Annotated in this window: 12 protein-coding genes; 1 reads left to right on the top strand and 11 read right to left on the bottom strand. The window is 38.4% G+C overall.

Going from position 1 to position 13,447, the window contains the following annotated elements; all coding sequences use genetic code 11:
- Positions 1-96 precede the first annotated feature (96 nt).
- The 5 genes from IEV52_RS06045 to IEV52_RS06025 form a co-directional block, all read right to left on the bottom strand.
- Positions 97-1,284, bottom strand: a complete 1,188-nt coding sequence (locus tag IEV52_RS06045) for an acetate kinase (RefSeq protein WP_188401588.1) — start codon at positions 1,282-1,284, stop codon at positions 97-99.
- 206 nt (positions 1,285-1,490) lie between these two features.
- Positions 1,491-2,489 (bottom strand): class I SAM-dependent methyltransferase, encoded by a 999-nt coding sequence (locus IEV52_RS06040; protein ID WP_188401587.1) that lies wholly within the window; start codon positions 2,487-2,489, stop codon positions 1,491-1,493.
- 135 nt (positions 2,490-2,624) lie between these two features.
- Entirely contained in the window at positions 2,625-3,125 is a 501-nt protein-coding gene (tpx, locus tag IEV52_RS06035) for a thiol peroxidase (RefSeq protein ID WP_188402268.1), read from the bottom strand.
- 88 nt (positions 3,126-3,213) lie between these two features.
- Positions 3,214-3,660: a GerW family sporulation protein gene (gene ytfJ, locus IEV52_RS06030; protein ID WP_188401586.1), complete on the bottom strand. Its 447-nt coding sequence runs from the start codon at positions 3,658-3,660 to the stop codon at positions 3,214-3,216.
- 1 nt (position 3,661) lies between these two features.
- Positions 3,662-4,333, bottom strand: a complete 672-nt coding sequence (locus IEV52_RS06025; RefSeq protein ID WP_188401585.1) for a DUF2953 domain-containing protein — start codon at positions 4,331-4,333, stop codon at positions 3,662-3,664.
- A gap of 128 nt (positions 4,334-4,461) precedes the next feature.
- Here IEV52_RS06025 and IEV52_RS06020 point away from each other — a divergent pair, with 128 nt between their 5' ends.
- Positions 4,462-5,259 (top strand): NAD kinase, encoded by a 798-nt coding sequence (locus IEV52_RS06020; RefSeq protein ID WP_188401584.1) that lies wholly within the window; start codon positions 4,462-4,464, stop codon positions 5,257-5,259.
- Between the two features lie 43 nt (positions 5,260-5,302).
- On the opposite strand, the gene IEV52_RS06015 is transcribed toward IEV52_RS06020, so the two are convergent.
- The 6 genes from IEV52_RS06015 to ezrA form a co-directional block, all read right to left on the bottom strand.
- Positions 5,303-6,910, bottom strand: a complete 1,608-nt coding sequence (locus IEV52_RS06015) for an amidohydrolase (protein ID WP_188401583.1) — start codon at positions 6,908-6,910, stop codon at positions 5,303-5,305.
- 91 nt (positions 6,911-7,001) lie between these two features.
- Positions 7,002-8,576: an acyl-CoA synthetase MbcS gene (gene mbcS, locus IEV52_RS06010; RefSeq protein WP_188401582.1), complete on the bottom strand. Its 1,575-nt coding sequence runs from the start codon at positions 8,574-8,576 to the stop codon at positions 7,002-7,004.
- Between the two features lie 136 nt (positions 8,577-8,712).
- Positions 8,713-8,898, bottom strand: coding sequence for an alpha/beta-type small acid-soluble spore protein (locus IEV52_RS06005; RefSeq protein ID WP_188401581.1), 186 nt, complete (start codon positions 8,896-8,898; stop codon positions 8,713-8,715).
- A gap of 134 nt (positions 8,899-9,032) precedes the next feature.
- Positions 9,033-10,244 (bottom strand): tRNA uracil 4-sulfurtransferase ThiI, encoded by a 1,212-nt coding sequence (gene thiI / locus IEV52_RS06000; protein WP_188401580.1) that lies wholly within the window; start codon positions 10,242-10,244, stop codon positions 9,033-9,035.
- Between the two features lie 2 nt (positions 10,245-10,246).
- Positions 10,247-11,392 carry a cysteine desulfurase family protein gene (locus IEV52_RS05995; protein WP_188401579.1) on the bottom strand — a complete coding sequence of 382 codons (1,146 nt, stop codon included), beginning with the start codon at positions 11,390-11,392 and terminating at the stop codon, positions 10,247-10,249.
- Between the two features lie 168 nt (positions 11,393-11,560).
- Complete coding sequence (ezrA, locus tag IEV52_RS05990; RefSeq protein ID WP_229754203.1) at positions 11,561-13,288, bottom strand: septation ring formation regulator EzrA; 1,728 nt, start codon at positions 13,286-13,288, stop codon at positions 11,561-11,563.
- Positions 13,289-13,447: the final 159 nt, after the last annotated feature.

Genomic DNA, 13,447 nt, shown 5'->3' with positions numbered 1-13,447 from the left:
ATTACAGCCAGTTTTCCTTCTTTAGCGTTACACTTCTAAACCGAAAAAAGCAACCTTGTTCATGTACATAAGACATGAAAAGATTGCTTTTAAAGTCTATATCGCTAAACGCATTGTATCACGCGCGATCATTACTTCTTCATTTGTAGGAATGACAATAACTTTTACCGGTGAGTGAGGATAGCTGATGAATGCTTCTTTTCCGCGGACTTGGTTAAGAGCCGGATCCCAGTAAACTCCCATGAATTCTAGACCCCGTAAGACACGTTCACGTACAGCTGTACTGTTTTCACCGATACCAGCTGTAAAGATGATTGCATCAATTCCAGCCATTCTCGCTGCATATGATCCAATGTATTTGTGGATACGGCTTGCGAAAACTTCTAGAGCAAGTTCAGCGCGTTCGTTGCCCTTTTCTGCTTCACTTTCGATATCACGAAGGTCAGAAGAAAAACCAGATACGCCAAGCATACCGCTCTTATTGTTCAATACGTTTAATACTTCTTCAGCACTTTGACCTGTTTTTTGCATGATGTAAGGGATCAACGCAGGGTCAATATTTCCTGAACGAGTACCCATCGTTACACCCGCAAGCGGTGTGAAGCCCATAGATGTATCGATCGACTTTCCGCCTTCAATCGCAGCGATACTTGCGCCATTACCAAGGTGGCAAGATAGAAGACGAAGCTGTTCTACCGGGCGGCCAAGAAGTTCTGCGGCTCTTTCGGAAACATATTTGTGGCTTGTGCCGTGGAAACCATATTTGCGAATTCCATATTCTGTATAATATTCATAAGGTAGGCTGTACAAAAATGATTTCTCAGGCATTGACTGATGAAACGCAGTATCAAAAACAGCAACTGCCGGTACATTCGGTAATACGTTATTAAACGCTTTAATCCCCACAACGTTTGCAGGATTGTGCAACGGAGCAAGGTATGAGATTTCTTCAATCTCTTTTAAGATCTCATCCGTGATCAACACTGAGTCATTAAACTTTTCTCCTCCGTGTACAACACGATGTCCAATTCCCTCAATCTCATTAAGTGAAGAGATAATGTTATGTTTTACCAATTTATCTAAAAGCATCGAAACCGCTTCTGAATGGTCTTGAATATCTTTGATTTCTTTTACTTTTTCGCCATCTACTTCAATAGTAAATATTGAATCGTTTAATCCGATACGTTCTACAAGTCCTTTTGTTAGTACTTCTTCTTGAGGCATTTGAAGAAGTTGAAACTTTAAGGACGAGCTTCCGGCATTAATTGCAATAATTTTAGCCAAAATAGCCATCTCCTTCATATTCATTGACAAAGAAGTGCGGAGTAGGCACACTTCGATCTCACTTGATACTTTAATCCTTCCTTATTTAAACATTGCCGATTGTTATTATCAAGGCTGTAAAACGCTTACACCCTATATTCATGCAATTCAGACTTGAATCCGTTTGCAAACCCATAAAAAAACAGCATAGGATCTAACCCACGCTGTTATTTTTCACGTTCCCATTCTGTTTTAAACCACTCATTCATCTGATCCATGACATTTCCCAATCCATTTTTGTTTGAGAAGGATGGCAGCTGTGCAAGCATAGCTTGTTTTGGCTTAATGGCACCTTCTCCGTTCTTTTGTAGGATCAAGATGCTTTTTGCATGTACAGATGACTTAAACAATGTTTCAGGCAGCTGTAATAAACCTAGGATTGTTACCGTTTCTTTTATCCAAGCATGAAGCAACCCAGACTGTTCGCTTTCAAATAGATTATTAGGAACGATAAAAATTCCGATTCCTGCTTCTTTCAGATGATGGACTGCTTGTTCAATGATCAGATGATGTGCGTACGTATGGCCCTCTTTCTCATACACCTTAAAGACTTTCGCACCTTCATCGTCCGGATAAAACCCAACAGGCAGATCGGCAACTACAACGTCAACCGGGTCTGCATAAAGAGGCTTGATCACATCCTGATGAAAAAGCTCAACTTTATGTTTTTGGAGATTAGCGTTTACCCAGGCTAAACGTAACAGCGTTTCATCCACTTCAACACCAAATGCATCACATTCTTTGTCTTTAAGATGGTTCATGACAGCTGTTAACAAATTCCCCGAACCTGCAACAGGATCTAGCAGTGTCAGCTTCTCAGATTTCTTCATGAACTTTTGTACAAGATAGCCAGTAAATAGGGCAACAGCATCTGGTGTCATAGCATGATGCGGCTGTACAGCTTCTTTCATACCTTTTAATACAGCTAATTGAAATGCTTTGCGTGTCATATCTTTGTCAAATTCGCTTAAGTTAATTTTCTTATATTCATCCATTAATACAGTTGTTAATTCTTTTGGGTATTCTTTCGGTATTTCTTGAAAAAACAGATTTTCACCTGTTTCTACAAGAGCATCTAAATAAGGCAGCTCCAGCTTATCCTTAATGGCGGTTGCTGTGTTATCCATAACGAAAAACAATTTTTCTACATCTTTAAAAGAACTCATATCCGCTTCCTCCTAAGTTTTCACAGGAAACATTTTAGCAAATCAGGCACAGCATATACAATGAATAGCATCTATTTTTTAGGAAATAAAAAAATCTCCGGTATGAAATGGTTATACCGGAGAAATCCTAGGTGATTATTTTGCTGCTTTAGCTGCTTCAATTGCAGCTTCATAGTTAGGGTGGCTCGTTACTTCATTCACGTATTCAACATATGTGATCTTGTCTGAGCTATCGATAACAAATACAGATCGTGCTAAAAGACGAAGTTCTTCGATCGCAACTCCATATGCTTTACCAAATGAAAGGTCGCGGTGATCGGAAAGAGTCTGTACATTTTCGATGCCAGCTGCAGCGCACCATCTTTTTTGTGCGAAGGGCAAGTCCACTGAAATTGTTAATACTTTTACGTTATCAAGTTTTGAAGCCTCTTCGTTAAAACGGCGAACTTCAGCATCACAAACTCCTGTATCTACTGAAGGTACAGCAGCAATTAAACGTACGCTTCCTTTAGTATCAGCTAAAGTAACCTCTGACATATCATTTGCCAATACTTTAAAATCTGGAGCTTGATCCCCTACTTTTACTTCATTCCCTAATAAAGTAACTGGTTTTTCTTTAAATGTTACGCTCATGATCTATACTCCTCCTCGAAAATAGTAATATGTACTTTCCATTCCATCTTAAAGCAACACAGAAGAAAAAGCTAACAAGATGTTAGCTTTTTTAGAAATCAGGATTTTGTGTGTTTGTAGATGATTGTCCTTGCTGTTTGTTCTTATTCATTAGGTTCTGAAGTTTATCGATGACACCAGGAGCAAGATCTAATATTCTTTCATATAAATGCGTGCTATTATCTAAGTGAATCGTCTTAATCCCTGTATTGCTCACTACGAGAAATGCGATTGGAGTGATTGAGACTCCTCCTCCGCTACCTCCGCCAAACGGCATCTCTTTTGATTGACTTGAAGATCCTTGTTGGGAGGATGATTCCTCCTGGTTGCCAAATTCACTTCCTCCTGCAGCAAAACCAAAACCTACCTTTGAAACAGTTAGGATAACACTTCCATCAGGTGTTTCAACCGGATCACCGATAATCGTATTTACATCGATCATTTCCTTTAAATTTTCCATCGCGGTTTTCATTAAACCCTGGATTGGATGTTCACTCATTTTACATGCCTCCAGTCATATATTCAGTATTCACCTGCGATGAACGAGTTTTCATCCGCCAGGCTTTTACTAGTTTTAACATAACGACAATAGCTTGCCCGATTTTTAAAGAAAACATACAGGAAAACCTTGTTTCACTATGCATACCTTGAAAAACAGGCACAACAGATACTTTTGGGTTTCCCTCTACTCTGAAGAAATGATTAAGAAATTGCAGAACCGTTCCCTTAACTCCCCAGACTGTGCCTGCAGCAATGGCTGATGATGCAGCTTCACCGAGACCCACTGCACTATGCCATTCTATTTTTGTTACTTCGATCTTCTTTAAGAACTCTGAAGTAATCCGATAAAAATGCTGAATGTGACCTAACGTTTTTTGATATGTTCCATATTGCTGTTTTAACTGCATAAATGATATTCTCTTCTTTTTTTCTTTTGTCTTTCCCATTGTTGCTTGTTTTTCTTCCCTTATTTTGATCGAATGATCCTTTGCATCCACTTGAATTAGTGGTACATCCAGTGTGTATTTAATAAACTTGTACATTCGTAACGTAATCCGTATATCGCTATTATCATTCCGATGAACAAAATACAATGATATATGTAAAGTAGTGAACCATAACAAAATAAAAAGTAATAATAGAATGCCAATAACAATAAAAATCCAGTTCATGCTTTTCATCCCTTCTAGTCATTCATTATGGGCATGATGGATTTATTCTAAACCCTTGTAGAATGTCTGATACAATAGAAAAGAGAACATAGTAATGAAAAGAAGAATTTTTTAAGGAGGAATAAAAGATGACCATCCGCAATAAGATTTTCTTTTTTTACAAAAGAGAGGATTCCATTCTTGAAAAAGCTGAAGGTTTAAAAGTGCTCGCTGTCCGAGAAGGATTTGAAGTTGTAGAAAATGAGAAAGAAGCAAATATCATTGCAAGTATCGGTGGTGATGGTTCCTTCTTACAAGCAGTCCGTAAAACAGGTTTCAGAGATGATTGCCTATATGTTGGGGTTAGCACATTAGAATCTGAATTCTATTGTGATTTTCACATCGATGATACAACCGGCATGATTGAAGCGATGAAAAATGAGCAGGTTGAGGTTCGAAAATATCCTGCTTTATCCGTAACAATTGATGGACAAGGATCTTTTTATTGCTTAAATGAATGTTCTCTTCGTTCATCCATTATTCGAACACTTGAAATAGACGTATTTATTGATGATTTATATTTTGAAACATTTCGCGGGGATGGCATGATCATATCAACTCCAACAGGAAGCACAGCATACAATAAATCCGTTAACGGAGCTGTTGTAGATCCTATGCTTGCTTGTTATCAGATAAGCGAACTCGCTTCCTTAAACAATAACCATTACCGTACACTCGGATCTTCTTTCCTATTAAGCGATAACAGAAAGATGACACTAATGATCAAGCATGATAATAGCCACTATCCGATCATTGGAATGGATAATGAGGCCATGAGTATTAAACACTGTGAGAAATTAAGTTTTGAATTAACAGATAAACGGATCAAAACTGTAAAACTAAAAGATAATTCGTTCTGGCATAAAGTAAAAAGAAGTTTCCTTTAACAGCAACAACAGCATGCAGTCACTGCAGGCTGTTGTTGTTTGTTTATTCTACGTATTGGCTCCGAGTCGATTTCTCGTACGCCACTTCACCGTTTACGATAGTGAACCTTACTTCAGCTTCTAAGACTTTATCAATGGGCACCTGAAATAAATCACGGTCTAAAACGGTAAAGTCAGCAATAAATCCTTCCTTAATAAAACCTCTATTGTGCTCTTGTCCGATAGCAGCAGCGCTTCCCTTTGTATATAACCCGACCGCTTCAAAAACAGTTAATTTTTGTTCAGGGACATAGCCTTCATGATCTTCCCCAGGTTTCCTGCGTGATGCAGCAGCATAGATTCCAAGAAGAGGATCTACAGGTTCAATAGGTGCATCCGATCCACCTGCGCAAATTAAACCTTCATCCATCAATGTTCTAAATGGGAAAGCGTTCGAGATTCGTTCTGTACCCAAGCGTTCAATCAGCCACGGAAAATCAGAAGCAACAAATCCAGGCTGTATATCTAAAATAACAGCTAGCTTTTTCATCTCTTCTATCTGCGTTTCATTAACGAGACCAACATGGATTAGGCGATCTCTTCCCGCTTTTGGCGGACATTTTTTTATAACATTAATGGTTTGCTGCAAGGCCATATCTCCAATTGTATGTACAGCAATATTCATACCTTCGTTCCTTGCTGTTTGAACAAGCTTTAAAAAGGCTTCATCTTCATGGATTGATACGCCTGAAGTCTCAGGGGCATCATTGTACGGTTGAGTTAACCAGGCGGTTCTTCCTCCGAATGCACCATCTGCAAATATTTTCATTGCACCATATTCCACAAAAGGTATCTGGTACTTTGGTTCAACTTCTTTAAATTCGTTAAATGCTTCGTGGTGTACAAGTAAATGTGCGCGGAATTTGAGCTTTTCATCTTCAACCACTGTTTTATAAGCCTTTAAAGGTCTTTCTACATTTCCATAGTAGCTCAAGTCTTCTGAATGCCCTCCTGTTAAACCTAGAGAAAGCAGGTGTTTGATAGAGGTTGTGAGTGCTCTGTTCAAATACTCCTGAGACACTTCCGGAACTACTCTTTTTACAAGTTCTGCTGCACTATCATGCAAAAGACCAGTAGCTTCTCCACTTGCATCTCGCACAATGATCCCGCCTGCAGGGTCCTGTGTTTCTTTCGTAATACCAGCTAGCTCAAGTGCTTTAGAATTAGCAAGAAAAGCATGGCGGCAAACTCTTGATAATAACACTGGGCGTCCCTCAGAAATATCATCTAACTCTTGTCTATGAAATATTTTTCGATCTATAAAATTATTCTCGTTCCAGCCTTCTCCAATAAGCCATTCATCTTTTTCAAGTGTTCTCGCTTTATCTCGAAGAGCTTGATCCATCTCTTCTGCCGTTGCCATTTCAGAAAGGTCTAGTCTGATCAATTTTTCACCATGACCAATAAGATGCAGATGACTATCCACAAAACCGGGGTACATGACACCCCCCTCTAAGTCGACTTTATGCGTTATATTTTCAGCATATTTTTCTGATAGCTGCTCCCTGGTTCCCGTTCTTTGGATTAAACCATTCTCAACATATACTGAATCACACCAATCTTTTTCTTTGATCATTGTATAAATTTTACTGTTATAAAACAAAGTACCCATGTTCAGACCTCCTTTGTTAACCATTCTTCTAACAATAATTATATCGTTATTCCATGTAAAAAAGCAGACATTAGCCTGCTTTTCTGACTAATTATCTTGTTTTAGACGCTTCGAGTTGACGAAGTTCAACACGTCGGATTTTTCCAGACGTTGTCTTCGGAAGGTCACTCACATATTCAATAGATCTTGGATATTTATAAGGCGCTGTAAGCTGTTTAACATGTTCCTGTAATTCTTTTGTTAACGCTTCATTATTTTCAGTACCATCCCGAAGTACAACGAACGCCTTAACAATATGGCCTCTAATTTCATCTGGACTTGCCACTACGGCACATTCTTTGACAGCTGGATGTTTTACGAGAGCATCTTCTACTTCAAAAGGACCTATCGTGTATCCAGAAGAAATGATAATATCATCACTTCTGCCTTCAAACCAAAGATAACCATCTTCATCTTTCTTCGCTCTATCACCTGTAACATAATAATCTCCACGAAAGGTCATTAATGTGCGTTCCTGATCTTTGTAATATTCTTTAAAAAGAGCAGGACAATTTTTGTGCACAGCAATATCTCCTACTTCTCCTGGGCCTACTGGATTTCCATGTTCATCAATCACTTCTACATCGTTTCCTGGTGTTGGTTTCCCCATGGATCCAGGTCTGATCTCCATTCCTTCCATTGTACCGACTAAAAGAGTATTTTCAGTCTGGCCATAGCCATCACGTACTTTGATATGAAAATACTTTTCAAATGTATCAATAACTTCTCTATTCAGCGGCTCTCCTGCTGATACTGCACTTCTTAGATGCGGCAGCCGATATTGATCGAGATGTTCAACTTTAGCCATCAATCGATACTCTGTCGGTGTACAGCATAAAACTGAAATTTTTTGATCTTCTAGAAGTGTTAAATATTTCACTGGATCAAATTTCCCTTGGTATACAAAACCAGTCGCACCTGTACCTAAAGTAGACAGGAAGGGACTCCAAATCCATTTTTGCCAGCCAGGTCCAGCTGTTGCCCATACCTTGTCATCCTCAGATATGTTTAACCAGCGCTTAGCTGCTGTACGAATATGAGCATATGCCCATCCATGTGTATGTACTACCCCTTTTGGCTGTCCCGTCGTGCCAGAAGTATAGGATAAAAAGGCCATATCATCTTTGAACGTTTCTGGCGCTTTATAAGAAACGCTTACATTTTCCGTTATTGCTTCGAGACTAAGCCAATTCTCTGTTTCACCGTTTGCACTTATCTTATATGTAAGGGTTGGCAGTTCATCTTTTATATCCTTCACTTGCTCTGTGAACCGATAATCTGCGATGATTGCTTTAGCTTCACTATGATGAACTCGATAACTTAAATCTTTTGCTCTTAACATTTCAGAACAAGGGATGACCGTTATACCCGCTTTTAAACAAGCAATATAAACTGCGTAAGTTTCGATTAACCTTGGCATGATAATGAGGACACGGTCACCTTTTGTCAAACCTAACTCCTCTAACGAATTTGCAATCTGGTTGGCTCGATCCATAAGTTTTTTATACGTTATCTCTTCTGTTACATTCTGTTCGTCAATACAGATTAAAGCTTTTTTGTCAGGGTTTAAAGCGTACTTTTCCATTTCTGTTGTTAAGTTATAAACACTTGGTGCAATTAAATTCATATCACATTCACCCTTTCATTAAAATTCGTGTTGAACATAATCATTATAATATATTTTTGAAAATTTTTAAAATTAGGTCATATTGCGATAAAATAAAAAGGAGCGGGGATAACCCGCTCCGTTAGCCATTTATTATTTATTTTGTGAATCCACCCATAGCTTGTGCTACAAGACGCTTAGTGATCTCTCCACCTACAGATCCATTAGCACGAGAAGTTGAATCTGCTCCTAGGTTTACACCGAATTCAGTCGCGATCTCATACTTCATTTGGTCAACAACTTGTTGAGCACCAGGAACTACTAATTGGTTTTGGTTTGCCATTTTGTTTCACCTCCTCTGTACTAATAATGTGTGTCAAAATGACCGATTCAATCCTTGGAAATTGTTGCGCACATTACCATTCCGGTATTTTATCGCAAATAAAAAGCCTGCACATACTTGTGCAAGCTCCTCCATTAGAACAGATCTTCAAATGTTTGATCCGTACTCTTACCTTCTTCAAGAATAAGGGTTTCCACTTCATTAACTGCTTCGTCTATCAATTCTTCAAGGTTTTCAATATTTTTTTCAAACTGGATTGCTTTTTCGCGCTTTGGTTTTGTTTTTGGTGCTGACGGCAAAAAGATCGTACAGCAATCCTCATATGGACGGATTGAAATATCGTATGTTCCGATCCTATGTGAGATATTCATTATCTCAAGCTTATCCATCGTGATAACTGGCCGTAAAATTGGCATGTTTGTTACTTCGTTTATGGCATACATGCTGTGCATAGTCTGACTCGCTACTTGACCAAGGTTCTCGCCGTTTGCGATGGCCATAGCATGGTTATTCACTGCTAGCTTTTCGGTAATTCTAAGCATCACACGTCGCATGATTGTCATGCTATAGCTAGAAGGAATCTTATCCTTAATGGTTTGCTGGATCTTAGTAAAAGGAACTACATGAAGCTTTATTTTCCCTCCACTATAACGGGTAAGCTCTTGCGTTAGATCAACTACCTTTTGTTTTGCTCGTTCACTAGTAAAAGGAGGACTATGGAAATGAACACCCTCAATACGAACTCCACGTTTCATGGTTAGATATCCCGCAACAGGGCTATCGATTCCTCCTGAAAGCATAAGCATGGCTTTTCCGCCTACACCGATCGGCAAGCCTCCAGCACCTTCAAAGGTCTTGCAGCTGATATACGTGCCTGTATCTTTTACTTCAACCTTTACATCAACATCTGGACGATGAACATCAACGGTCAGGCCATCCGTGTGCTTTAAAAGATATCCGCCTACTTCTCGGTTAAGCTGCATTGAGTTTACTGGAAACGATTTTAAGGAACGTTTTCCTGTAACTTTAAACGTTCTCTTTCCATCGATCGCTTCGTTTAAGGCTAATAATGCAGCTTTTTGTATTTCTTCTAAGTCATTCTCCGCTCTTACCGCTAAACTGATCGAATGTATCCCAAAAATATCTTGAAGGGATTTAACAATTGGGTCATAAGACTCACCGTTTAATTCAATGACAATCCGATCAAATAATTTAGCCATCTTCAGACCTTCATATGAACGCAATTTCCTTTTAACTGTCTCAAAAAGCTGCGATTCAAAATGCCTTCTGTTCTTTCCTTTTAACGACAATTCACCATAGCGTACTACTAAATGATTATAAATCATCTTTATGACCTCATTACTTTTTTAAAATTTAAGATTTCTTCTTTTAATATTCGGAGTGCATGTCCAGCTTCTTCTAAAGTTGTAGCATAGGAAATACTGATTCGTATAGCAGTCGATGCACGTTTTTCTCCTAATCCCATCTCCAAAAGGATGCGGCTAGCACCCCCTTGCTTGGATGAGCAAGCTGAGCGAGTCGAAACATAAACATCTCTTTTATCAAGAGAATGAATAAGAACTTCAGGCTTGACGCCTTTTACTGAAAAATTAATGATATGAGGTGCTGTATAATCCTCTGGTGTATTGATTTCGACATCCTCCATATCCTCTAAGCCTTCAAGAAATAAACGCTTTACAGCAAGAATTTTTTCTTTCATTTCATTCATCTCCTGAAGGATTAAACGAAGAGCCTTCGCCATAGCAACGATTCCGGCAACATTTTCAGTTCCTGCTCTCTTCTTCAATTCTTGTTCTCCCCCGGTAAATAAAGAAGATAGCGTTACACCATTCTTAACAAATAACACACCATTTCCTTTTAATCCATGGATTTTATGCGCGGATATCGTACATAGGTCAATGCCCCAATCCTTCAAAGGCAAAGGTACTTTCCCGATTCCTTGCACGTTGTCCACATGGAAAAATATTTTGGGATGTTTTTTTAAAATGTTTCCTATTTCTTTTACAGGCTGTATCGTCCCTGTTTCATTGTTAACATGGATCACTGAAACAAGTATCGTTTCAGGTCGAATCGCTCCTTCAAGGTCTTCTAAAGAAATCATGCCTTCCGTGTTGACTGGCAGATACGTTACGTTAAAACCCTGCTTTTCAAGGTATTGAAAGGATTCATAAGCAGATGCATGTTCAACAGAAGTTGTAATCAGATGCTTACCTCGGTTTTGATGCTGAAAAGCAATACCTTTAATGGCAATATTGTTGCCTTCTGTACCGCCAGAAGTAAAAATCACTTCTGAGGGTGCAACTTCCAATAACTGAGCGATAGACTTTCTTGCCTGACTAAGCAAATTCTCAGCTTCTCCTCCTTTAGAATGCAGAGAGGATGGATTGGCAAAATATTTTTCCGACACCGTAACAAAGGTATCAAGCACTTCCTTATAAGGCTTTGTTGTTGCACTGTTATCAAGATAAATCATTATTGAATCCTCCAATTATCCGTCCGTTCCTAAACACACATTTCATTATGATACCATAATTTAGTGATCATGCACATCATCACGTTATTTCATAGTCTTTGTTAAACGTGTACCATTTAAATCTTTTTTTACAGCAAAAAAACTGCAGGAATAGATCCTGACAGTTCTTTATACATGTGACTTTAAGTTGATTTCCATTTCTTTTAGTATCCCTGGCTGCACGCTCTCTATAGCAGAAGCAGCGATTTGGAGAGCATCTTCATATTGATAGTTGCGAAAAGCGATCTCTGCTTCGATCAATCGAATCGATACAGATTGATATGAGCTTCTGAACCTGTTTCCGTATTGAATAAGCTTTTCAGCTAAAAAGGCATTTTCGATCATCTTAGAAGTCTCTTCATAGCCATCGTTTACAGCTTCGTGAGCTTTATTAAGTACATAAGACACATCTGACATTTCAAGCGGTTTTTCATCAAGCTTTTTTGAAACCTCAATGATATATTCTTCTGCTTTCCCGATTGTGATCAAATAGTGTTCTGGCAGACCAGGCAGATTGCTTTTCTGTACCATACGTCTAGCTTCTAACAGTTTTTTTCTTAATTCTTTTAAGCTTTGTTTCGTATCAAGCTCATCTTTTCTAAGATTATGAAGCATTTCCTCATATACTTTTTGAGAACGCTGCAGCTCTTCCATTTGTTTTTGCATCTCTTCCATCATCTCGCGAATAACAGAAAAGGATTCCCTTTTTTCATCGATCGAATCCTGGATGATCATGAATCTGCTTTCGAGCTTATGGAAAAGCTTTTCAATTTTCTTTTGCATCTCTGCTTCATTTTGTTCGATTAAATAAGTAGAAGAAACAATTTGAGTCTCATGTTTCAAATTGTCGATGCGGTCTTGAAGATCTTGAATATTAGTGAAAAAGACTTCTCTTTCCTTCATTACAAATTGCTTAGAATGAACTTCGTTCTCTAGCATTTCATATAGCTGGTCCATCTTTTGTACGAGCTCATCCATGTCTTTTTGTGCAGAATCAAGTTCTAAATCAAATACTTTATTTAACGCTATTTCATTCAGTTCTTTAAGAGATCCGATCTCTTTTTCAATTCCGATATGGTGAAGAACATACCCTTGCTGCTCCATCTCAGTAAAACCAGCACTTAGTTCTTTTAGCGAATTGGGAATATCTGACTGTAAGATCACAAGCAGTTCTGGTACACCTTGCATCTTTGTTTTACAAACCGAGATTCTGTTTAAGCTTTCTACAAGTCTTTGTCTTGCCTCTAAATGACTTCCTTGGACAGTAAGAGATTCAAAAGTCTCAAACAATGATTTGATCTCATCTAGTTCTTTATCAAACAGTGTTGCGGTTTGGCCGAGTGCTCTTATATGTGTTAAGTAATACTTTTTCGTTTCCTGCAGCTTTTCTTTTGCTTCAACGATCTCTTCCCGGTTGAGTTCTTCACTCGTTACTAACTCATTAATCTCAGAAGTAATCTCTTTTATTCTCGTATCCATTTTTTCTAATGATTGTATGACACCCATAAGAATAGAACGGGCTTTTTTAAATCGGTACTTATCCGTATATTCTTCTGCATCGAATAAATCTTCTTCTAAATTAGGCAGGTGCGTCGTTACCATCTCGTCCCATTCTTGACGCCACAATTCAAATTTTTCTTCCGTTTCACCTATCATCGCCATACCCTTAACTTTAGAGATTTCTTCTGTTAGTGGGCGGTTCATAATTTGCATCTTCCATGCTTCCAGACGATCGATCTCTTTGTATATTCTCCGGCGTGACATGGCGCCGTACAGGATCAATGCTAGGAATGTAACTATGGCAATGACTATGTATATCATCAGAGGCACCCTTTCTACTTGTTCAATTTCTTCCATTCCTTGTATTATGTATAAGAATGTAATTTTAAGATTGAGGATTAAAATTAAGTTTTGCTTATGTAAAATAGGAGTTTAATGCTTTTATGATAACATGTAAACACACTTTTGACGCAAAAAAATTGCATAATACGATAATTTTTTTCCAAATTAATGAAG

Source organism: Fictibacillus barbaricus, from assembly GCF_014635025.1.
Lineage (GTDB): Bacteria > Bacillota > Bacilli > Bacillales > Fictibacillaceae > Fictibacillus > Fictibacillus barbaricus.
The sequence above is the reverse complement of the archived record's forward strand: the minus strand, read 5'-3'. Positions and strand labels throughout refer to the sequence as shown.

Excerpts from the sequence above, each read along its gene's own strand:
- IEV52_RS06005 (WP_188401581.1), bottom strand. The coding sequence starts at position 8,898 with ATGGCAAACCAAAACCAATTAGTAGTTCCTGGTGCTCAACAAGTTGTT.
- IEV52_RS06015 (WP_188401583.1), bottom strand. The coding sequence starts at position 6,910 with ATGGGTACTTTGTTTTATAACAGTAAAATTTATACAATGATCAAAGAA.
- IEV52_RS06040 (WP_188401587.1), bottom strand. The coding sequence starts at position 2,489 with ATGAGTTCTTTTAAAGATGTAGAAAAATTGTTTTTCGTTATGGATAAC.
- IEV52_RS06020 (WP_188401584.1), top strand. The coding sequence starts at position 4,462 with ATGACCATCCGCAATAAGATTTTCTTTTTTTACAAAAGAGAGGATTCC.
- mbcS (WP_188401582.1), bottom strand. The coding sequence starts at position 8,576 with ATGAATTTAATTGCACCAAGTGTTTATAACTTAACAACAGAAATGGAA.
- thiI (WP_188401580.1), bottom strand. The coding sequence starts at position 10,244 with ATGATTTATAATCATTTAGTAGTACGCTATGGTGAATTGTCGTTAAAA.
- IEV52_RS05995 (WP_188401579.1), bottom strand. The coding sequence starts at position 11,392 with ATGATTTATCTTGATAACAGTGCAACAACAAAGCCTTATAAGGAAGTG.
- IEV52_RS06025 (WP_188401585.1), bottom strand. The coding sequence starts at position 4,333 with ATGAACTGGATTTTTATTGTTATTGGCATTCTATTATTACTTTTTATT.
- ezrA (WP_229754203.1), bottom strand. The coding sequence starts at position 13,288 with ATGGAAGAAATTGAACAAGTAGAAAGGGTGCCTCTGATGATATACATA.
- ytfJ (WP_188401586.1), bottom strand. The coding sequence starts at position 3,660 with ATGAGTGAACATCCAATCCAGGGTTTAATGAAAACCGCGATGGAAAAT.